Here is a 20189-nt window from a genome sequence, read left to right on the forward strand (position 1 = left end):
GCATGATCTCAGTCCAGATCGGCGAGAACCTTACGCGCGCTTTTCAATTCGGTTTCGAGCGCAGCGACCCGGGCAGTCTGCTGCGAACGCGCTTCCTCGATGACCTCGTCGATCGGGCCGGACAGGTCCTCGTGCAGTTCCTTCGCCGCACGCGAGACCGCAATCCGCAGGCTGACGGTGTAAGGACAGCAGCGCCAGCCACCACGTCCGTCATGCCCGCGCTGCGTCGTTCTACTTGAGCATGCTTCCAGCGTCCACGGTGACGGGAAGGCCGGTGATGTAGCGCGACTCCTCGGAGGCGAGGAACAACACTGCGTTACTGATGTCCACCGGTTCTACCCAGCCGATGGGCAGGACGTGCATGAACTGGGCGGCAACCTTCAGGTCGTCGGGGCCCGGGTTCTGCAGGTCCGGCCGAAACAGTTTCATCGTGCCCTCATTCATGAACATCGGCGTGTTCACATTGGTGGGATGCACGGAGTTGACGCGAATGAAGTGCTGGCCGAGTTCGACGGCGAAGGTGCGCATCAATCCGACCACGCCGTGCTTGGCGGCGATGTAGTGGCCGGTGTGGGGGTACGCCTTAAGCCCGCCTACGGAGCTGGTCAAGATGATGGAACCCCCGTTGCCGCCGGAGATCAGATGTGGGACAGCAGCTTTGACGGTCTTCCAAACCCCCGACAGATTGACGCCGATCATGTCGTCCCAGTCTTCTTCGCTGGTCTTGTCGAGCGTCTGGCCGCCGTTGCCAATGCCGGCATTGGCAACGATGATGTCCAATCGTCCGAGCTGTTCCACGCCACCGTCGACTGCGGCCTTTAGTCGGTCGTAGTCACGCACGTCTACCTCGGCAGTCACGATGCGCCGATTGAGGCCCTTGATGAGGTCGGCGGTCTCTGCGAGATCATCCGGCGTGGAGGGCGCGATCGGGCTGTTGGCACTGATCGGCCCACACACGTCGACCGCGATGATGTCGGCGCCCTCCTCGGCCAGGCGCACCGCATGACTGCGTCCCTGTCCGCGCGCCGCGCCGGTGATGAACGCGACCTTGCCCTCGACTCGACCCGCCATGTGTCTTCCTCGCTGTTCATCGCGGCCGATGGGAACACCCCGAAGCGTTTCCGCCGGCATCGACCGTTTTGGTCGATCGATCAGTAAGGCTGACACCAGGCCGTAGGTCTGTCAAGCAGGGTCGATCGTCCGTTGGAGTGAACGTGGCTGCCTTTCGCCTGCAGCACGCGTGGACCGAACAGTGTCCTAGCTAGGCGGCGTTGGGGTGGCTGCGAAAGTCTTGAGCATGCTCATCAAGCGTTCGACCAACGCTCGGAGTTCGTCGTGGCCGCGGGTAACGCCGACGGCGTCCTCGTTGCTTAGGCTGCGCGCGGTTTGCGCGATCAACATCGAGACCGCAACGGGTGGGAACGCGGCCAGATCGATGCCGTTGGCCCGCAGCACGACGGTGACCGCGGCGGTCTCGATGTCACGAACGCGTTCGGCGTAGGCGGCCAGTTCGGTTCGAATCACCTTGCGATGATTGGCCAACGCCATGAATTCGGTATTCAACCCCGCTGTCCGGGGATCGCTGTTCAACACCCACAACGTCCGTAACGGATCGTCGTTCGTGAGTGCAGCACGCATGTTGGCCAGTGAGACTTCGGCACCGGAGCGCAGCACCTCAACGAACAGGTCGTCCATCGTCGGGAAGTAGTAATAAACCAGCGCCTGCTTGACACCGGCCTCGGTCGCCACGCGTCGCGACGTGGCCGCGGCGTACCCCTCGTCACGCATGATCCGCGCCGTTGACTCGATCAGGCGTCCTCGGGTGCCGCCATCGTCGGCCTTCGCCCGGCGGGGCTCTGCCATTCAACGCCCCCGCTGCGAGGGGGTTGACCCCATGTTTCTGCTCGTGCTAAACATGCGCCACCTTAACATTTGATCACTCGATCAGCACCCGTCCTGCGCCATCGGAGTCGTACCCATGACTGGTAACCATCGTCCTGTGAACCCCTCAGTCGCCTCGCCGAGCGCCCAGCGACCGGCCAGCCGTCGCGGATTCTGCCAACACCGACGAGCGCAACGCAGGCTCAGCTGAATGCGTACGAAAACCTACTAGCGGAGCACGGGATCGGCGAGTGCACCCGAATTTCCTTGAGGGACATGCCCGAGCTCCCGCCGATTCGTCAGACCGAATCATCACCGAAAGGACGACACGTCCATGACCGACTTCGCGTCGATCGATTACTTCTCCGATCAGGCCGTCAGCCAGGACCCCTACGAGTACTACGAATACCTGCGCGGGCAGGGTCCGGTCTTCCGCGAGCCGCACCACGGTGTCGTCGCGGTCACCGGCTACGCCGAGGTCATGGCGGCGTTCAAGGATCACGACTCCTTCTCGGCCGTCAACGCCATCGGCGGACCGTTTCCCCCTTTGCCGTTCACACCCGAAGGCGATGACATCACCGCCCAGATCGAGGCGCACCGTCATCAGTTCCCGATCTTCGAGCACATGGTCGTCATGGATCCGCCCAACCACGAACGGGCCCGCTCGCTGCTGGCGAAACTGCTGACCCCGCGGCGACTCAAGGAGAACGAGGACTACATGTGGCAGCTGGTCGACAGCCAGCTGGACCAGTTCATCGCAAACGGCAAGTGCGAGTTCCTCTCCGAATACGCACGGCCCTTTGCCACCTCGGCCATCATCGACCTGCTCGGTGTCCCTCAGGAAGATCGCCCCGAGTTCCTGTCCGCACTGGGTGCCGAACAGCCCAGCGGCCGTCAGGTTGGCTCACTCGATGGAGCACCGGTAGGGCGGGATCCGTTGCGCTATCTCGACGACAAGTTCGCCGGGTACATCGCCGAACGCCGACGTGAACCCGTCGGGGACGTCCTCAGCGGAATGGCCACCGCCTCGTACCCCGACGGCACCACCCCGGACCTGATCGAAGTGGTGAAGCCCGCAACCTTCCTGTTCGCCGCCGGCCAGGAGACGGTCACCAAGCTGCTCAGCGCCGCCGTTCAAGCCCTGGGTGAGCGACCGGAGTTTCAGCAGGAACTGCGCGAGAACCCAGATGGCATACCGACGTTCATCGAAGAAGCGCTGCGGATGCACTCCCCGACGAAGGTCGACTTCCGGCTGGTCCGCAAGACCACCACACTCGGCGGTGTCCACCTGCCCGCTGGGACCGTCGTGATGCTCTGCCTCGGCGCCGCCAACCGCGACCCGCGAAAGTTCGACGACCCCCAGAAGTTTCAACCGGACCGCAAGAACGTGCGCGAGCACATCGCGTTCGGACGCGGCATCCACACCTGCGCAGGAGCGCCCCTGGCCCGGGTGGAGGGCCAGATCACCGTCCGACGGCTCCTGGACCGCATGCGAAACATCAGGATCGACGACACCGTCCATGGCGCCGTGGACGACAGGCGCTACTCCTATGAGCCCACCTTCTTGCTAAGGGGTCTCACCGAACTGCACATCGAGTTCGACACCTCCAGTTAGCGGCCCCACCTCCACCACCGATGCCTACCAACGCGGCAACGGTCCCATCGTCGTCGGCGAAGGAGAAGGGCAATGACATTGCGGCGCTGGCCGACGATTCCAGAGCAAAGCCCGTGTACACGCAGCTGGGGTCGCCGGCCTTGGGCGCTCAGATGCCTTAACGCAACACCTTTCACCTTCGACGAACTGAGACCATCATGATCAGGACTAGGACCTCAATGCTGGCCATGACGTCGGCACTCGCAGCCGCGATTCTGCTGGCTCCGGCCGCGAACGCCAGTCCGATGCGGATCGGAAACTACGAGCTCGTCACCGACCGGTGGAACGATCACACGTGGATCTGGTCGGTGATGCATTCCTGCGGCGCGCCCGACTGCGGCACGTACTTCGAGGATCCCATCATCGCTCCGGCTACGGATACGGTGAACGTGCGCGCCATCCCGCGGCCGCTGAAGAGCCAGGCCTTCCAGCAGAGCGCGTTCTTCTCCGACGGCCGTTACACCCTCACCGTCGACGTGCCCGATGGAGTGCGCTGCATCGGCTACAACCTGCCGTCGCACGACGTGTACTCGTGGGACGCCGCGACGCTGGCCGGCAGCATCGAATCGACGTATGACGTGGGCTGCTACGGCAGCCCTGGGGCCACCGACGCCTATGCCTTCGTGCTGCAGCGATTTTGAGGTTGATCAGTTCCACGGACGGTGCGGGATCGTCAACCCATGGCAATTCTGATGTTCTTGACCTGAAGGAACTCCTGCAGTCCCTCGGCGCCGCCAGTGCGGCCGAAACCGCTCTGCTTGTAACCGCCGTACGGGCCTTGAGGTGAGATGTCGCTGAACGTGTTGATCCATACGGAGCCAGCCTCGAGGCGACGCGCCACCCCGTGGGCCCGCGCGAGGCCGCGGGTGTGGACGAAGGCGTTCAGACCGTACGGGGTGTCGTTGGCGAGGTACACCGCCTCGGCTTCGTCGCGGAAGCTCATGATGGACACGACTGGGCCGAAGGTCTCCAATTGAGCCAGTATCGACTGGTTGTCGACGCGGCCGAAGACCGTTGGTTCGACGTAGAACCCCTGTGCAAGTGCGCCACCCATGCGGTTGCCGCCCGCGAGCAACGTTCCGGCCCGGTTCTCGACGGCGTCGTCGATGACGGAGACGATTCGGTCCGCTGCCGTATCGCTGATGACCGGTCCGAACGTCACGGTGGGGTCGAACGGATCGCCGACGTTCGCGAGATCGATGACGGCCAGAAACTTGTCGACGAACGCGTCGTACACCGAATCCTGTACCAGGATGCGGCTGGCGCAGGCACAGCTTTGCCCGGATTGCATCAGGGGGCCCTGGTGTGCGGAAAGCATTGCGGCGGCGTCGAGATCGGCATCGTCGAAGACGACGTTGGCCGACTTGCCGCCAAGTTCGGCGACGACAGGTGTCAGGTTCGTCGCGGCGGCTTGCAGAACGGCGCGGGCGGTGGTTCCGCCGCCAGTGAAGAAGACCTTGCGAATGCCGGGGTGGCATACCAGGGCGTTCCCGCCGGCGGCCCCCGCAGGCACGACGTTGACCAGCCCTGGTGGAAGGCCAGCCTCGAGGCATAGCTCGCCGAACCGCAACGCAGCCAGTGGTGCCAGCTCGGAAGGTTTGAGCACGACCGCATTTCCTGCTGCCAAGGCTGGCGCGACGCAGGACGCTGCGACGGCCAACGCGCCGTTCCACGGGGTGATGACGCCGACGACCCCGAACGGCTCACGCTCGATCAGGTTGATGTCGAAGGAACCGTTGACCGGCGTACTGGACCCGTGAGGCTTGTCCGCATAGCCCGCGAAGTGCCGCAGGAAACGCTCCAACAGCAGTGCCGTTCCGGCGAAGGAGATGGGGACGGCGTAGTCGAGAACGTTGAGTTTGGCGAGTACGTCGAGGTCGTCGTGCACCGCGTCGGCCAGATCGAGCATCAGGTCCCGGCGGCGGTCGACCGTCAACGCGGCCCACTCCCGCTGCGCCGCGCGAGATGATGCAACTGCCTGATCGATCTCTCGTGCGCCGGCGAGTACGACGGTCGCATTTGGTAGACCCGTCGCCGGGTACACGTGTTGGTGGGTTCCCTCCGATGACGAGGTGATGCGGTCTCCGCCGATGAGGAGTCCGACCGGCTTGGCGAAGGCGGGGGCAGTAGAGGTCACGATTCCGCCTCGGCGCGCCATTCTTCGAGGATGCGTTGCTTCTGCGCCGATGACCTGGTTTAGGTGCGAGGCCTTGGGCCAGCCGTAGTACGCGGCGAAATGCAGGGCCAATTCATCCATTTCGTCGAAGGAGATGTCGCGACTCTTCAGGGCTGCGTAGACGTGACTCAAGATCGGATACGGGGCGTCCTGGAAGGCCACGCACGCGACCGTCACCAGACGCCGTGCCTTCATCTCCAATCCTGGCCGCAACCACATCTCACCGAAGACGAAGTTCAGGATGCCTGCGCCCTGAAACGGATTGTCCCGTACAGGCGCGAACGGCAGGCAGTTGATGTCCTTGAAGGATTGCTCTCCAACGGCCAGCCGTGCCTCGGGATCGCTCGGTGTGGTCAGCGGAAGCAACGGATCGTCGGACGGTGCGGGTTGGCCGCGGTCGCGATGAATTCTCTCCCACTGGTCGTCGACGACCATGTTGAACCGCGACGCCTTGGGCCAGCCCGCGTACACGGCGAAATGGAGTACCACTTCCCGAATCTCGGTGATCGTCACGTCACCGCTGTTCAAGGCGGCGTAGACGTGGTCGCACAGGGGGCCCTCGGCGTCGGCGGCACCGACACAGGCCAGCGTGATGAACCGACGGTCCCGTCGACTCAACGTCGGGCGCTGCCACACCTCGGCGAACACGAAGTCGATCAGGTTGGTCGTCACGGGGGACTGGTCGTCGGGTGCGTCGAAGGTCATGACGTCGGCGAACGCGCGTCTTCCGCGTTCGGCGCGGTCGGTGTCGAATGTCGGCATTAGGTGGGCTTCCTGCTCGGAGTAGGTGTCACCGGAGGGTGACGCCGGCGTCGACCTTGAACTCGAGACCCGTCACGTACCGCGCCTCGTCGGAGATGAGGAACAACACGGCGTTGCTGATGTCGATTGGCTCGGCCATCACGATGGGCAGCGCGTTGAGGAAGATCGGAACGAGGTCGGGACGCGCCTCGGCCAGCAGTCCGTGCAGTGTCGCCGGTTGCATCCCGGTCTCCACGCCGGTCGGGTGCACGGTGTTCACGCGCACATTCACTGCTGCAAGCTCATTGGCGAGTGCTCGGCTCAAACCGACGACGCCGTGCTTTGACGCCGTGTACGGGGTGTGCAGGGGGGTGCCCTTGAGCCCAGCCGCCGAACTGATGTTGACCAGGCTGCCGCCGCGCCCGACGAGATGCGGTAGCGCCGCAGAGCAGGTGTTCCACGTGCCGATGAGGTTGACGTCGACGACGGTGCGCCACTGCTCGGACGTCGTGGTGTCCCAGGTCCCGACGGTGAGGACCCCGGCATTGGCCACGGCCGCGTCGAGTCCACCGAGCATGGCCACTCCGTCGTTCACGGCCTCGGACAATGCCTTTGCGTCTCGCACGTCGACGACGTGGCTGATCGCCACGCGCCCATGTTGCTCGACCAGGCGCACCGTCTCTTCGAGATCCTCGCGGGTGGACAGCGGATACTCCACGTCCGGCAGCGATGTGCAGATATCGACGAGAATGAGGTCGGCGCCTTCTTCGGCGAGCCTGACTGCGTGGCTACGCCCCATACCTCGGGCCGCCCCGGTTACGAGGACGCGTTTGCCTGCGACGCGGCCGGTCATAGCTTGTTGCAGAAGCCGGCGTCGACCGGGAACGTGACGCCGGTGACGTACTTGCCTTCGTCGGACACGAGGAAGGCGATCGCCGCGCTGATGACCTCGGGTTCCAGGAGGGCCACCGGCATCGGGTTCTGTAGGTGCGGCCCGCCGTCGGGGTAGTTCTCCAGGAACGCCGTCATGGCCGGATTGACCGCCATCATCGTGTTCACCGCCGTGGGATGCACGGTGTTGACTCGGATACTGTTGGGCGCCAACGCATTGGCGAGTGTCCTCATCAGGCCGACGATCCCGTGCTTGGAAGCGGCGTAGCCAAGGCCGCCGCCTTGCATGCCGCCGAAGCCCTTCAGTCCGGCGGTGGAACTCGTGAAGACGATCGAACCGCCGCGCTCACCGGCGATCAGGTGCGGTATGGCTGCCTTTGCGGTGTGAAAAGCGCCAACCAGGTTCACGTTCAGGACGTCGGTCCACTGCTCGAGGTCCTCCTCGATGGTCAACTCGCGGAACGCCATCGATGCGATGCCTGCGTTGGCGCACACGATGTCCAAACGGCCGAAGTGCTCGACTCCGGCGTCCAGCGCCGATTTCAGCGCGTGGAAGTCGCGGACGTCGGCGACAGAGGCCAGCATCTTCCCTCCTTGGGCCTCGACGAGAGCTACGGTCTCGTCCAGCTCGTCACGGCTGGCCATCGGATAGCCGTTCGACGGAATGTCGGCACAGATGTCGACTCCGATGATGTTGGCGCCGTCAGCGGCCAGCCGAACCGCGTGGCTCCGGCCCTGACCGCGGGCGACCCCCGTGATGAAGGCGACCTTGCCGTCTAGTGATCCCATCAGTCCTCGCTTCGTTGTGCTCGCCACATCTCGACCGTGGACGTGACGTAAGTAACCGTGTTACTCACGGTACGGTAACCTGGTTACTCTCCGACGGCAAGCAAGGTGACTGGACATGGGCGTTACGCCGCCAACGAACCGCGCAAGTGGTCGCGCAGCGGACCCCGTCCTGGCCATCGTCGTAGACATTCTCGAGGCCGACGGGTACGACGCAGTGCAACTGCGCGAGGTCGCCCGTCGTGCCCGAGTGTCACTGGCCACCATCTACAAGCGCTATATGACCCGAGATGATTTGATACTTGCCGCATTGGAAACCTGGATGGAGGAGAACCGGTATTCCGGTGTGTCCAAACAGAGTCGGGAGCAGGGGGAGTCGCTGTATGCCGCGCTAATGGGCTTGCTGCGGACGATCTTCGAACCGTGGGAAGAACACCCAGCCATGTTGACGGCGTTCTTTCGCGTCCGGTCCTCGCCGAGCGGACAGAAGCTCCTTCGTCAAGGCTTGGACATCGTGGTGCCAACGGGTCTCGAGATACTCGCAGACGTCGACGACGTCTTCATCGCCGACCTCGATGCCATCATCTCCAGCCTCGTGTACGGGCTACTCGGGCGCTTCGCTGCGGGTGAGATCGCCATCACCGATATCGTGCCCGCGCTCGATCGCACCGTGTTCTACCTGACGACCGGATATGAAGCGAGTCAGCAGAAGAAACGTCCGCCGTCTCGTCGCGGGCATAAGGAAGGAGTGTCCGGCCGCGGCGTTCGACGCTGATCCGCCCGGGCCAGACGTTCTTCACTCTCTGAAGCGGACGGAGGGAACGCCGCAGGCTCCCAGATACTTTCGGGTGCGTTGGGCGATCGGTAGGGGAGCGTCGATCGCGCAGGGGTACATGTCCTGCTCGACGATGGCGAACACGTCGATGCCGAGCCGCTCGATGGCCGCCAGCAATGGAGGCATGTCCGGGATGCCCAGGGGCGGTTCGATCATGGCGCCCAGTTTGACCGCCTCACCGAACGGCAGGTCCTCGGCTTCGACCTTGGCGCGCACGACGGGATCGACCTGCTTGAGGTGCAGGTAGCCGATGCGTTCGGGAGCGCGTTCGATGATGGCGAGGTTGTCACCGCCGCAGTAGCTGATGTGGCCGGTGTCCAGGCACAGGTTGACGACGTCGCCGTCGGTGCCGTCGAGGAAGCGGTAGACGTTGGCTTCGGTGTCGACGTGGCTGTCGGCGTGGGGATGGTATTGCGCTCGCACGCCGTACTTCTCGTACATGGCCGTGCCGAGTTCGTTCATGCCCGTGGTCTTCTTGCGCCACTGTTCGGGGGTGAGGCTGCGGTCTTCGACGACGGCGCCGGTGGCGGGGTCGCGCCACATTTCGGGGATGACGACCACGTGCTTGCCCCCGACGGCGGCAGTGAGCTTGGCGACGTCCTCGATCTGCTTCCACACCGCATCCCAGGAGTCATCTTGGTGAAGGTGTTCGAACACCGTTCCCGCGGAGAGCTTCAGGTTGCGGGCGGCGAGTTCGTCGGCCAATTGCGCGGGGTCGGTGGGCAGGTACCCGAAGGGCCCCAGTTCGATCCACTCGTAGCCCGAGGCCGCGACCTCGTCGAGGAAGCGGGTGTAAGGGGTTTGATTGGGGTCGTCGGGAAACCACACGCCCCAGGAGTCGGGGGCTGAACCGACGAGAATGCTGCTCATTTAGCTCACCATTTCAGAGTCGGCGGTCTTGAGGGTGTCGGCTGCAATTCGAAGGCCCTCGAGCTCGACGTTGACGGCCCTGTTCGAATCGATGCCCTCCAACGCCTCGCGCAGTGGGCAATCATGCAGGATTGCGGTGACACCATGCTTCATTCGAGCTGTTTCCCTTCAGGTTTGATGGACGGAACTAATGAAGCCGGTGCGCAGTACCCGACTCCGGCGTGGCCAGCGGTGGTAGCAACGACGGCGTGCGGTCCGCCCTTGCGGCGAGCAATGATCCGCTGCTCGTGCAGGATTCCCATGGCACGACGCACCGTGTTGCGCGAGATACCTAGCCGGCGGGCCATCGCTGGTTCGGACTCGAGGACGGTGCCGAGAGGGAATGTCGCACAGCAGACGGCGGCTGAGATTCGTTCGGCAAGTTGGTAGTACAGCGGGATTGGGCTCGCCGGGCGAAGGTCGGCGGCGATCACCAGTCTCGTGGTCACGCGAGGCCCCGGGGGCAGAGATTCGTGCTGGGTTCAGAGGTCACGCCGACCACCGCCGGTACTTGGAGACGTAGTCGGTCATGGTGGCGAGCTGGTAGCGCGATACGTCGTGCGCATTCTCGTCTTCGGCGAACACCGAGGACACCATGACGGTGTCGGGGCGGTCGTAGAAGTCGATCTCGGCGAGGCCGGTGAAGAACTCGTCCCAGTCGACGTCGCCGTCGCCGATCTTCAGGTGCTGGTGCACCCGGACGGGGTTGCCGGGTGGGTTGGTGATGTATCGCAGTCCGTGGCTGCGATGGTGATCCATGGTGTCGGCGACGTGGACCAGCCGCAGTCGGTCGCCTGCGGCCCGCATGATGTCAATCATGTTGCCCCCCATGTGATATGTGTGGCACGCGACGTACACCATGCCCAGGTTGGGAGAGTTGACGCCGCGGATGATGCGTACCGCTTCGAAGCCGTCCTCGACGAAGTCGTCGGGATGGGGGTCGATGCGCACGTCGATGCCTTCGCGTTCGAAGATCGGCATCAGTTCCTCCATGGACCGGAAGAACGCCCGCTCGGACTCCTCGGCCCGTTCGGGTCGGCCGGAGAACTCGGTGTTGATGACGTTCACCCCGAGGTCGACGGTGATCTGGATGACGCGCTTCCAGTTCCGCACGGCCGATTCGCGGGCATCCTCGTCGGGACCCGACCACCGCAGCACGGGTAGGACCGAGGCGATACCCACTCCTGCGTGCTCGCAGGCCTTGCGGAACTTCGCGACCAGATCGTCGTCGGCGCGGGGGTGGTTGTAGAACGGGATGAAATCCCGGTGCGGGGTCAGCTGTAGGTTCTCGTATCCCAGTTCAGCCACGACGCGGGGGAATTCGAGCAGGTCGAAGTCGTGGTGAAACGGCGTGGGGTCGAGGGCGATCTTCACGAGTCAGGCTCCCTTGATCGAATCGCGGGACACCATCTCGACGGCGACGGGCTGGCCGGATTCCAGAGACTTCACGCCTGCCGCGCAGACCGCTGCCGCCGCGTAACCGTCCCACGCGCCTGGTCCGTCGATGTAGCTCCCGGTTGGGTGTCCGCCACTGACCGCGTTCACCCAGCGCTGGATCTCGGTGTCATAGGCCGCGCCGAACCGCTCCACGAAGCTGGGGGTGATCTGACCGCCCCAGTGGCCCGGCGCGCTCTTGCGGACGAGTCCGACGTCGAGGCCGATCATCGCACTGCCCTTGTCGCCCACGACCTCGGTGCGCACCTCGTAGGCGACCCCGGTCGTGACGAATAGTTCGACATCAACGTGTTTTCCCGTGCTTGTCCTCAAGATCGCGATCTGCGGATCCTGAAGTCCCTCGGGCGCATTCGAGGAAGCTGCGGGCGTGATGAGCTGTATCGAGGTGATCTCCTCGTCGAACAGGAAGCGGGTGACGTCGACCTCGTGAACCAGTGAGTCCTTGACGATCATCGAGCTGTCGAAGTTGGGCGGGACGGCGGCGTTGCGGTGCGCGCAATGCATCACCAGCGGGCGTCCGAGCTCGCCGTTGTCCAGAAGCGTCTTCAGCGCGGCGTACTCGGCATCGAAGCGCCGCATGAAGCCCACCTGGATCAGACGCTTCCCCGTTTCGGCCTCACGCTTGACCACCTCGAGCGAGGTCGCCACGTCGGTCGTCAGCGGTTTCTCACACATCACCGGCTTGCCGTGCTCGATGCACGCCAGCAGTTGCTTCTCGTGCGTCGTGCCGGGCGTCGCCAGGATGACGGCGTCGACATCCGCATCGGCGATCGCATCCAGCGGGTCGGATATCGCGCGGCAGCCGGGGATGGTGGCGGCGAGCTGTTCGGCTTTCTCGGTCACGAAGTCGTTGACGACGGCGACGCGGGCGCCGGCGATCCTCGCGCCGATGCGCTTCACGTGGTCGGCGCCCATCATCCCGACACCGAGGACGGCAATCCGTAGATCAGTCATGGTTCGTGGAACTCCTGTAATCGATTGAGCAGGTGGCGATGTGGTGCGGTTGTTCCCGAGAGCTCAGACGGAGGACGTCGCGAGGCCTTGGGCTTCGAAGCGGTCCTCGAGTTCCTCCAGGGTCGTGCCCTTGGTTTCCGGCACATGGCGCCACACGAAGAACAGCGAAACCAGGTTGACCAGGACGAACAGTCCGAAGGTTCCCGTCGACCCCAGCGAAGAGTTGAGCACCGGGAACAGGAACGAGATGGCGGCGTTGGTGCACCACAGGATGAACACGGCGATGCCCATGGCGAAGCCACGGATGCTCATCGGGAAGATCTCCGAGAGCAGCAGCCAGACACAGGTTCCGATGAACATCTGGACGAAGGCGACGAAGAGAATCATGCAGGCCAGGATGACGTAACTGCGGGTGGTGGTTTCGGGCAGCAGAAAGGTCAGCGCCAAAGCAGCTTGGGAGGCGGCGACTCCGGTGAACCCGATCAACAGCATCGTCCGTCGGCCGATGTAACCCAGCAGGATGATCCCGATGATCGTGGTGACGACCGAGGTGACGCCGACGGCGATGGTCGCGATGAGCGCAGCGCTCACGCCGAGCCCGCTCTGTTCGAGAATGGTTGGGGCGTAGTAGTTCACGGTGTTGATGCCGGTGGCTTGCTGCACGATGGCTAGGCCGCAGCCGATCAGCACCACCTTGCGGATCCACGGCACGTCACGAATGACCGTCCATGGGGTCCGGTTGGTCATGGTGCGTTCGGCATGTTGAACGATGGCGGCGAACTCCGCGTCGGCCTCCTTCGGTTCCAGGCTCAAGCCCAGCACGGTGCGGGCCTCGTCGAACCGATTCTTCAAGCCGTACCAGCGGGGTGAATCGGGCAGGAACGTCATGCCGATCAGAAGGGCGAGGGCAGGAACTGCGGCGACGGCGAGCATGATGCGCCAGACGTTTGCGTCGTGAATTACGTGGTCCAGCAGGGCATTCATTGCGAACGCCAGCATCTGTCCCGTGACGATCATGAGCTCGTTGATCGTCACCATGCGGCCGCGCCGTTCTGGCGGCGCCATTTCGGCCAGGTAGAGCGGGCAGGTCACCGACGCTGCGCCAACGCCAAGGCCAAGGACGATGCGGGCGGCGACCATGATCTGGACGTTGGGGGCGAGAGCGCAACCTAGCGCTCCGACGAGGAAGATGGCGCCACAGACGAGCAGCATGCGTTTGCGGCCGATCTTGTCGGCGATCCGACCGCCGAACAGCGCGCCGAGTGCGGCGCCCGGGAAGAGCAGCGAGCTGACGACCGTTGCTTCGCCGAAGGAGCTCAGGTGGAGGTCGTCCTTCATGTAGAGCAGCGCGCCCGAGATTACGCCGGTGTCGTAGCCGAACAGCAGCCCGCCGAGAGTGGCGATGACGGTCAGCTTCGACAGGAATCGCCCTGACGAGGGGCCTGGCTCGGTCTTTGAATTCATGTCAAGAAACCCCTGATTCGACTTCGACTAAAGCGCGTTAGTAACGCGCGTGAGGACTACTATGGACCAGGTCGTTCTAATGTGTCAACCGTCACAACGGAAGGGGATGGCGATGGCCGTCTCTCGCCCCACGATGGCCGACGTGGCGTTGCGTGCCGGCGTGTCGAGGACTCTTGTCTCGTTCATCCTGAGCGGTAAGCCAGGTGCCAGCGAGGAAACCCGACGCCGCGTGCTCGAGGTCGCCGATCACATCGGATACCGCCCGGACTCCGCGGCGCAGCTGCTCGCGCGCGGCCGAAGCCGCACCATCGGCGTGCTGATGGACGTCCGCCAACCCTTTCAGGCCGAGATGGTTACCGACATCTATCCCGCGGCGGAAGGTGCTGGCTATGACGTGCTCTTGAGTGCCAACCTCCCCGATCGAGACGAGTCCACGTCCATCGAGGCGTTGATCAGCCACCGCTGCGGTGGCCTCATCCTGTTGGGCCCAACCTCCAACCAGGCGCAGTTGCAGGCGCTGGCAGAGAGGGTGCCAGTCATCGTCGTCGGCAGGAAGATCGTCGTCGACGCGGCCCTCGAGGCAGCGGGGCGTGGGCTGGGGTCAGTACGCACCGCCGACGCCAAGGGCATTCGGCAGGCGGTGGCGTACCTGTCCGAACTCGGCCACCGCGACATCCACCACGTCGACGGCGGCACGGGTCCCGGTTCGACTGAGCGGCGTCGCGCCTATCGAGCGGCGATGCGTAGCCATGGCCTGGAAGCGCACACCCGGGTCATTCCCGGCGCCCACACGGAAGAGGCAGGCGCGCATGCTGCCATGGCATTTCTGGCCGAATCCAGTCTGCCCACGGCCATTCTGGCGGGCAACGATCGTTGTGCACTGGGCTTGCTCGACGTGTTCACCCGGGCGGGTGTCAAGGTCCCGTCGGAGGTGTCGTTGATCGGTTTCGACGACAGCCGGCTGTCCGACTACCCGCTGATCGACTTGACGACCGTGCACCAAGATGCCGCCGGGATCGCGCGGCACGCAGTTCGACTCGCGATCGAGATGATGGAAGAACGAAACGTTGTCGAAACCGACGTGGTTCTCGAACCAAAACTCATGGTCCGTGGCACCACCGCCGGGCCACGCGCGGACTCATAGGGCCATCTTCCACAACGAGTGCGCTGGCGATAACGGTGCAGCATGATCTCAGTCCAGATCGGCGAGAGCCCTACGCGCGCTTTCCAATTCGGCTTCAAGCGCAGCGACCCGGGCGGTCTGCTGCGAACGTGCTTCCTCGATGACCTCGTCGATCGGGCCGGACAGGTCCTCGTGCAATTCCTTCGCCGCACGGGAGACCGCGGCCGCTGCGACCGCGAGATCCCGGGCCACGTATGCGTTGCCTTGCTTGAGCTCAGCGCGCCACTCGCCGTCGGCGGTGCCGGTGACGGTGAGGGTCAGCTCGAGAGTCTTCGTCTTCCTTCCACCGGACTTCCTGACCGGAGTCTTCGTGGCCTTCTCCTCAGCAACGGCGGCCGCACGCGGCATGTCGTGAGGGGTGGTTGGCGCTTCTGCTGCTGCCGGAGCGAATACGGTCATACTGGCGGTCAACTCCTTCTGGGGATCGCCCGCAATCCGCGGGCTGGCGATGGAGCCATTAGAACACACGTTCGATGCTCCTGCCGCAAAGTGCCGACCCTGCCGCGTTACCGGCGAAGTGTTGCCGGGTTTGTCGGCACGGGGCCATTCCGCGACATCGGGACGCGCTCGGTGCGGTTCGCCTGAGATGGGTTGCCTCCTGTCTGTGGCACCGAGGAAGACGTGCGAGCGGGTGTACTAGCAGACGTCGGCAATTGGGAACAGTGGTTCGACGAATCACGAGAACCATTGAGCGAGAACGGTTTCGACGATGGTGGCGAACGCTGGCGGCCCGATCGATTGGAAATCGACGGGCTCGGGCGCTGGCCACCGATGCATGCCGACGGGAACTGGAGGACGGGCCGTCGGCGGCGCGGCGTTGGGGTCGCCGCCACGTCTCGAGCGGTGAGTTGCTCGTTTGCGCCCATGCGGGCGATCTTGAAGGCAATATTGACGCCTACGTTGGAAATGGGGTCGGATGGGCCAAGTCTTGCGGTCGGCAGCGGTCTTGGGTGCATTCTCGGTGGCCTATGCGCTGTCGATAGTCGCCGGTCGCGCCACCCGACTGGCGGGCGGGGAGACCGCGCTGCTGTGGCCCGCGGCCGCCGTGGCGATCATCTGGCTGCTCGTCACCCACCGGTGGACGCCTCGAGACCGCACTCTGCACCTAGCGACGCTGGGCATTCTGACGTTCGGGACGAACGTCGCCACGGGAGCTTCGATGGCGCTTGGTGGTTGGTCCGTGCTGGTCAACGTCAGCTGCGCCGTCGTGACGGTTCAGATCTTGACGTACCGGCGTGACGAGGTCGTCCTCCGCGATCCCGCCGACCTGGCACGTCTCGTCGCTGCCGTGACCGCCGGCGTCTGTTGCGCGGCCGCGCTGGCAACGGCGTTCTTGGTGGTGGTCATGGACGCCCCGCTATGGGAGACGTTTGCGCTCATCGCGGTGCGCAACGGGACCTCTGCGCTCCTCGCTGTGTCCGTTTGGCTGCGGCTGCCGGAGGTCACGTGGAAGCGCCCACACGTATCCGCGTCATCGGTTGCCGAGGCGCTCCTGGTCGGAAGTGGCGTCGCCGCCATCTTCTTCTGGAACTTCTGGGTCACCACCGGCGTACCCATGGCATTCATCACGCTGGTGGCCGCGGCTGGCATCGCGCTGCGCTACAGCACCACGGTGAGCTTGACGTTCGTGACCGCGGCGGGCATCTGGATCATCTACGCCACCCTGCAGGGCAGAGGCGTTTTCATCGTTCCCGGCATCGAAACGCGTGCGTTGTTGGCGCAGGCGATGGTGTGCAGCCTCACGGTCATCGTGCTCTCCCTGTCGCTGTACCGAGACTCCCGCGCGCGCCTCATTTCCGAACTCAAGGTGGCGCGCGATCAGGCGGACCAAGACTCCGAACTGTTGGGCGCCGTCCTCGACAACATCCACGACAGCGTGGTTCTCGTCGACTCCACCGGTGAAGTCGTGTTGCACAACGCCAGGGCGGGCAACGATCTGGGCCTGGTGGACGACCTGGCCACCGCCTCGCAGGGACGGAATCCGGATGGTTCAGCCCTAGCTGCGACGCGCGACGTCCTGCGCGACGTCGTCGTCGACACCGAGTCCTCCCGGACGATCGAATTGACGACAGCGCCCCTGGGGCGGCAATCATCGATGCAGGTCATGGCCTTTCGCGACGTCACCGAGGAACGTCTGAATGCGCAGGCCCTCCGGGAGGCCCGAGACCTGTTCGCCGGAGTTCTGCAGGCAGCGTCCGAGCAGGCAATCATCGGCACCGATCCCCTGGGACGCATCACCGTCTTCAACCCCGGTGCCGAGCGGCTCCTGGGGTGGACGCAAGCGGAGATGCTCGGCCACACGCCGCTGGACTACCACCTGCAGCGCGAGGTGGCCGAAAGGGCAGCGGACCTGGACATCCCCGCGGGTTTCGAGGTCTTGGTGCACAACGTCACGCCGCACGCCGCCGAGGTGCGCGGGTGGACGTACGTCCGGCGAGACCGCACCCACGCGGCCGTGAGCCTGGCCGTCTCCCAGATGACCGATGCGGACGGCGGCTGCGCGGGATACATCTGCGTCGCCACGGACATCACCGAACAGAAGGCGGCCGAGCAGGCGCTGGCGGAAAGTGAAGAGCGGTTTCGACTTGCGTTCGACACCGCCCCGATGGGGATGTTCATGTTCGAGGTCACACGGGACGGCTCGGGACGCATCACGCGCTGCAACGAGGCCATGGCAGGCATCCTCGGTCGGTCGACGGCCGACGTGCTCGGAACTCTGCTCACTGACCTCGGCGAAGATCAGACCGCGTCGACGGGTGGTGGTTTGCGGGCACTCCCGACGTTGCAGATCGGCCAGTCCTTCGACGCGGAAGTCGACTTCCAGCGCGCAGACGGCGCCACGGTGTGGGGTGCCGTCTCTGCCTCGATGGTGGCGCCCCCTGGATCGAATCCGTACGGGATATGCCTCGTCGAGGACATCACCACCCGCAAACGCGTCGAGGCCGAACTGCAGCATCTGGCCCTGCACGATCGACTGACCGGGCTGGCCAACCGGGCGTTGTTCATGGACCGGGTCGAATATGCACTCGCCCTCGCCGAACGCGACATGATCCGCGTCGGTCTCATCTTCCTCGATCTCGACGGGTTCAAGGCGATCAATGACACCTTTGGCCATGCCCAAGGCGACGAGGTGCTACAGACCGTCGCTCAGCGCATCGTGGCCTCGATACGGCCGCGGGACACCGCCGCGCGGCTGGGCGGCGACGAGTTCGCCGTGCTCTGTCCGCATATCTCGGACCTCGCGCAGCTGCGCGCCGTGGCCGAACGAATCCGCGCCGAAGTCCAGCGGCCCGTCAGTCTCGCGATGGGGGGAACGTATGACCAGCTCTCCATCAGCGGCGGCGTAGCGACGTCGCAGCCAGGATGCACGGCAGACAACCTCCTGCAGAGAGCGGATACGTTGATGTATCACGCAAAGCGGAACGGCAAGAACTGCGTCGCGCTGGCCGAGACGTCCGAGGAGGCGGCCCTGCTGCGCGCGGTCAAGCTGGTGCCCGAACTGGAGAGGGCAGTCCACCTCAACGAATTCGTCGTCCGCTACCAACCCATCGTGAATCTCCGGACCGGCGAATGCGTTGCGGCCGAGGCGCTTCTCCGCTGGAAGCATCCCAGCCGGGGACTGCTCGCGCCCGCCGAATTCTTGGCGGTTGCCGAGACGTCCCGTCATATGTCCGCGATTGGACGGTACGTGCTCCACGAGGCGTGTCGGCAGGCCTGCCAATGGAGTGCGCCAATGGACACCGCCGCCATCCACGTCAACGTCTCGGGCCGGCAATTGGAAGTGGGCGATTTCCGCGCCGACGTTCTCGATGCGCTCGAACGGACCGGGCTCAGCCCAGACCGGCTCGTCCTCGAACTGACCGAGACCTATGCCGGGCGGGTCGCGAACTCCGCGGAGGCCGACCTCGAGCATCTCCGCCGAATCGGCGTGCGCATCGCGATCGACGACGTCGGTACGGGTTTCAGCGGTCTCGCCAAGATCGTCGACCTCCCAGTCGACATCCTCAAGATCGACAAGCAGTTCGTCGGAGGACTGCCGCGTGACCCCCGCTGCGAAGCGATCACTAAGGCCGTCCTGGGATTGGGGTCGAGTTTGGGACTCACCGTCATCGCCGAGGGGATCGAGTCGCGTGTGCAGCGCGACCTGCTCGCCGAATGGGGTTGTGAGCTGGGCCAGGGCTTCCTGTTCGGAAAGGCGATGGACGGGGCGGTTTACCTCTCGACGCAACGGTGGGCGTGAGGCTTGGCCTCAATGGCCGACGGCGCCGGGTGTTCCCCTAGGCCTCCGTGCTGACAGCCGTCATGTGCTCGGCCATCTCCGCGACGGTGTCCGTCATCACGGGCGTGCCGGTCCGGGTGTGGGCGGTGACGAACAATTCGTCGTAGGTCCGGCGGTCCACGGCGGGCCGCACCCGCGATGCCTCGGTGAAGTCCGTCCGGACCTGCTCGGCCATCAATCGGAGCTTGACGTTGTGGTGCTGGGACTGCCACCGGAGCAAACCGAACGCCGTGTCTTCGTCGATCCCGTAGACCATCATCAGCATGCCCTTGGCCTGCTCGATGGCGGCGCGGCTCTCGGCGATCTCCGCGACGGCGGCGGTGATCCGCGCCTGCTCACTCACCTCGGCCTGCGTCCGAGTATCGCCTTCAACCGGGTCCAGCAGCGGTGCCGGCGACCCTGACGACTCAACTTTCATGACCGTCTGTACCCGCCGGGGGCAGTCGTCAATACCTCTTTTTCGAAATTCGCGACGAGCGTCACGGTTTCCTCCGACGGGAATGATCCAGTGCCCTTTCCTGCGGCTACTCGCTACCGTCGGGCTGGTCGTTGTTCTTCTGCGCGCCCCAGCCGTGCACCCGGTCGATCTCGAATAGCGCGCTGACCCGGGGCCGGTCCCGCTGTGGATACGGCTTGCCCGTGTACTGGCGCGAGAGCGCGTCGATGTCGGCGAGACCGTCATCGTCGTAGATCTCGGTCACCCGGCCGATGAGGGTCACGTGGGTGTACCAGTCGTCCTTGTCGATCACCGTGAGCGAGACGCGCGGCTCCTTCCGCATGTGCTTGAGGCGCACGCGGCCCTCGTCCATGTTCACCAGGATTCGGTCGTCGCGAAGCAGATACCAGGTTGCCGCCGACACCGGTTGGCCGTTGGATCGCACGGTGGCGATCACGGCCGGGTTGGCCTTCGCCAGCATGTCGCGGGCACCGTCGGACAGGTCATCAGACATGTGGCGGGATCTCCTTCATGGAACGTCGTTG

Annotated in this window: 19 protein-coding genes and 2 pseudogenes; 5 read left to right on the forward strand and 16 right to left on the reverse strand. The window is 64.5% G+C overall.

Annotated features, from left to right (window positions below; all coding sequences use genetic code 11):
• Positions 1-8: 8 nt before the first annotated feature.
• The 3 genes and pseudogenes from QUE68_RS10090 to QUE68_RS10100 all read right to left on the reverse strand — a co-directional run.
• A pseudogene (locus QUE68_RS10090) lies at positions 9-161 on the reverse strand (DUF6319 family protein); the annotation flags it as partial.
• Between the two features lie 70 nt (positions 162-231).
• Positions 232-1071 (reverse strand): mycofactocin-coupled SDR family oxidoreductase, encoded by an 840-nt coding sequence (locus tag QUE68_RS10095; protein WP_284225908.1) that lies wholly within the window; start codon positions 1069-1071, stop codon positions 232-234.
• Positions 1072-1257: 186 nt separating this feature from the next.
• The gene (locus QUE68_RS10100) at positions 1258-1863 is read right to left on the reverse strand and encodes a TetR/AcrR family transcriptional regulator (RefSeq protein WP_284225909.1); all 606 of its coding nucleotides are present in this window, start codon (positions 1861-1863) and stop codon (positions 1258-1260) included.
• Positions 1864-2215: 352 nt separating this feature from the next.
• Here QUE68_RS10100 and QUE68_RS10105 point away from each other — a divergent pair, with 352 nt between their 5' ends.
• Both QUE68_RS10105 and QUE68_RS10110 read left to right on the forward strand, forming a co-directional pair.
• Entirely contained in the window at positions 2216-3496 is a 1281-nt protein-coding gene (locus QUE68_RS10105; RefSeq protein ID WP_284233800.1) for a cytochrome P450, read from the forward strand.
• A 227-nt stretch (positions 3497-3723) separates the two neighbouring features.
• On the forward strand, positions 3724-4176 hold the full coding sequence (locus QUE68_RS10110; protein WP_284225911.1) for a hypothetical protein: 453 nt from the start codon (positions 3724-3726) through the stop codon (positions 4174-4176).
• 32 nt (positions 4177-4208) lie between these two features.
• On the opposite strand, the gene QUE68_RS10115 is transcribed toward QUE68_RS10110, so the two are convergent.
• The 4 genes and pseudogenes from QUE68_RS10115 to QUE68_RS10130 all read right to left on the reverse strand — a co-directional run bounded on the left by QUE68_RS10115 (position 4209) and on the right by QUE68_RS10130 (position 8132).
• A complete protein-coding gene (locus tag QUE68_RS10115) occupies positions 4209-5672 on the reverse strand; it encodes an aldehyde dehydrogenase family protein (RefSeq protein WP_454786244.1) in 1464 nt (487 codons plus the stop codon).
• Positions 5669-6473: pseudogene (locus QUE68_RS10120) on the reverse strand (carboxymuconolactone decarboxylase family protein). The gene QUE68_RS10115 and the pseudogene QUE68_RS10120 overlap by 4 nt, the downstream one beginning before the upstream one ends.
• A gap of 28 nt (positions 6474-6501) precedes the next feature.
• Positions 6502-7305 (reverse strand): mycofactocin-coupled SDR family oxidoreductase, encoded by an 804-nt coding sequence (locus QUE68_RS10125; protein ID WP_284225913.1) that lies wholly within the window; start codon positions 7303-7305, stop codon positions 6502-6504.
• Positions 7302-8132, reverse strand: a complete 831-nt coding sequence (locus QUE68_RS10130) for a mycofactocin-coupled SDR family oxidoreductase (protein WP_284225914.1) — start codon at positions 8130-8132, stop codon at positions 7302-7304. The genes QUE68_RS10125 and QUE68_RS10130 overlap by 4 nt, the downstream gene beginning before the upstream one ends.
• Before the next feature lie 115 nt (positions 8133-8247).
• Here QUE68_RS10130 and QUE68_RS10135 point away from each other — a divergent pair, with 115 nt between their 5' ends.
• Positions 8248-8904 carry a TetR family transcriptional regulator gene (locus tag QUE68_RS10135; protein WP_284225915.1) on the forward strand — a complete coding sequence of 219 codons (657 nt, stop codon included), beginning with the start codon at positions 8248-8250 and terminating at the stop codon, positions 8902-8904.
• Positions 8905-8925: 21 nt separating this feature from the next.
• Here QUE68_RS10135 and QUE68_RS10140 read toward each other — a convergent pair whose 3' ends face one another.
• From QUE68_RS10140 to QUE68_RS10160, 6 genes are all read right to left on the reverse strand, one after another.
• Entirely contained in the window at positions 8926-9834 is a 909-nt protein-coding gene (locus QUE68_RS10140; RefSeq protein ID WP_284225916.1) for a sugar phosphate isomerase/epimerase family protein, read from the reverse strand.
• A complete protein-coding gene (locus QUE68_RS10145; RefSeq protein WP_284225917.1) occupies positions 9835-9987 on the reverse strand; it encodes a hypothetical protein in 153 nt (50 codons plus the stop codon).
• Positions 9984-10322, reverse strand: coding sequence for a GntR family transcriptional regulator (locus tag QUE68_RS29475; protein WP_349816661.1), 339 nt, complete (start codon positions 10320-10322; stop codon positions 9984-9986). The genes QUE68_RS10145 and QUE68_RS29475 overlap by 4 nt, the downstream gene beginning before the upstream one ends.
• Positions 10323-10362: 40 nt before the next feature.
• The gene (locus QUE68_RS10150; protein WP_284225919.1) at positions 10363-11247 is read right to left on the reverse strand and encodes a sugar phosphate isomerase/epimerase family protein; all 885 of its coding nucleotides are present in this window, start codon (positions 11245-11247) and stop codon (positions 10363-10365) included.
• Positions 11248-11250: 3 nt separating this feature from the next.
• Positions 11251-12282 (reverse strand): Gfo/Idh/MocA family protein, encoded by a 1032-nt coding sequence (locus tag QUE68_RS10155; protein ID WP_284225920.1) that lies wholly within the window; start codon positions 12280-12282, stop codon positions 11251-11253.
• A 63-nt stretch (positions 12283-12345) separates the two neighbouring features.
• A complete protein-coding gene (locus tag QUE68_RS10160) occupies positions 12346-13746 on the reverse strand; it encodes a sugar porter family MFS transporter (protein ID WP_284225921.1) in 1401 nt (466 codons plus the stop codon).
• Between the two features lie 112 nt (positions 13747-13858).
• Between QUE68_RS10160 and QUE68_RS10165 the strand changes: the two genes are divergently transcribed.
• The gene (locus QUE68_RS10165) at positions 13859-14890 is read left to right on the forward strand and encodes a LacI family DNA-binding transcriptional regulator (protein ID WP_284233802.1); all 1032 of its coding nucleotides are present in this window, start codon (positions 13859-13861) and stop codon (positions 14888-14890) included.
• Positions 14891-14938: 48 nt separating this feature from the next.
• On the opposite strand, the gene QUE68_RS10170 is transcribed toward QUE68_RS10165, so the two are convergent.
• The gene (locus tag QUE68_RS10170; RefSeq protein WP_284233804.1) at positions 14939-15328 is read right to left on the reverse strand and encodes a DUF6319 family protein; all 390 of its coding nucleotides are present in this window, start codon (positions 15326-15328) and stop codon (positions 14939-14941) included.
• 517 nt (positions 15329-15845) lie between these two features.
• Between QUE68_RS10170 and QUE68_RS10175 the strand changes: the two genes are divergently transcribed.
• Positions 15846-19169 carry a bifunctional diguanylate cyclase/phosphodiesterase gene (locus QUE68_RS10175; protein WP_284233806.1) on the forward strand — a complete coding sequence of 1108 codons (3324 nt, stop codon included), beginning with the start codon at positions 15846-15848 and terminating at the stop codon, positions 19167-19169.
• Positions 19170-19206: 37 nt separating this feature from the next.
• Here QUE68_RS10175 and QUE68_RS10180 read toward each other — a convergent pair whose 3' ends face one another.
• Both QUE68_RS10180 and QUE68_RS10185 read right to left on the reverse strand, forming a co-directional pair.
• A complete protein-coding gene (locus QUE68_RS10180; protein WP_284225927.1) occupies positions 19207-19551 on the reverse strand; it encodes an ANTAR domain-containing protein in 345 nt (114 codons plus the stop codon).
• Between the two features lie 181 nt (positions 19552-19732).
• Positions 19733-20158: a PPOX class F420-dependent oxidoreductase gene (locus QUE68_RS10185; RefSeq protein WP_284225929.1), complete on the reverse strand. Its 426-nt coding sequence runs from the start codon at positions 20156-20158 to the stop codon at positions 19733-19735.
• Positions 20159-20189 lie beyond the last annotated feature (31 nt).

This window comes from Mycolicibacterium sp. TUM20985 (assembly GCF_030295745.1).
Classification (GTDB): domain Bacteria; phylum Actinomycetota; class Actinomycetes; order Mycobacteriales; family Mycobacteriaceae; genus Mycobacterium.

Bases quoted from the DNA above. Each gene is read 5' to 3' on its own strand.
- QUE68_RS10185 (WP_284225929.1), bottom strand. From the start codon at position 20,158: ATGTCTGATGACCTGTCCGACGGTGCCCGCGACATGCTGGCGAAGGCC.
- QUE68_RS10165 (WP_284233802.1), top strand. From the start codon at position 13,859: ATGGCCGTCTCTCGCCCCACGATGGCCGACGTGGCGTTGCGTGCCGGC.
- QUE68_RS10160 (WP_284225921.1), bottom strand. From the start codon at position 13,746: ATGAATTCAAAGACCGAGCCAGGCCCCTCGTCAGGGCGATTCCTGTCG.
- QUE68_RS10170 (WP_284233804.1), bottom strand. From the start codon at position 15,328: ATGACCGTATTCGCTCCGGCAGCAGCAGAAGCGCCAACCACCCCTCAC.
- QUE68_RS10130 (WP_284225914.1), bottom strand. From the start codon at position 8,132: ATGGGATCACTAGACGGCAAGGTCGCCTTCATCACGGGGGTCGCCCGC.
- QUE68_RS10125 (WP_284225913.1), bottom strand. From the start codon at position 7,305: ATGACCGGCCGCGTCGCAGGCAAACGCGTCCTCGTAACCGGGGCGGCC.
- QUE68_RS10105 (WP_284233800.1), top strand. From the start codon at position 2,216: ATGACCGACTTCGCGTCGATCGATTACTTCTCCGATCAGGCCGTCAGC.
- QUE68_RS10095 (WP_284225908.1), bottom strand. From the start codon at position 1,071: ATGGCGGGTCGAGTCGAGGGCAAGGTCGCGTTCATCACCGGCGCGGCG.
- QUE68_RS10140 (WP_284225916.1), bottom strand. From the start codon at position 9,834: ATGAGCAGCATTCTCGTCGGTTCAGCCCCCGACTCCTGGGGCGTGTGG.
- QUE68_RS10175 (WP_284233806.1), top strand. From the start codon at position 15,846: ATGGGCCAAGTCTTGCGGTCGGCAGCGGTCTTGGGTGCATTCTCGGTG.
- QUE68_RS10100 (WP_284225909.1), bottom strand. From the start codon at position 1,863: ATGGCAGAGCCCCGCCGGGCGAAGGCCGACGATGGCGGCACCCGAGGA.
- QUE68_RS10110 (WP_284225911.1), top strand. From the start codon at position 3,724: ATGACGTCGGCACTCGCAGCCGCGATTCTGCTGGCTCCGGCCGCGAAC.
- QUE68_RS10155 (WP_284225920.1), bottom strand. From the start codon at position 12,282: ATGACTGATCTACGGATTGCCGTCCTCGGTGTCGGGATGATGGGCGCC.
- QUE68_RS10135 (WP_284225915.1), top strand. From the start codon at position 8,248: ATGGGCGTTACGCCGCCAACGAACCGCGCAAGTGGTCGCGCAGCGGAC.
- QUE68_RS10145 (WP_284225917.1), bottom strand. From the start codon at position 9,987: ATGAAGCATGGTGTCACCGCAATCCTGCATGATTGCCCACTGCGCGAG.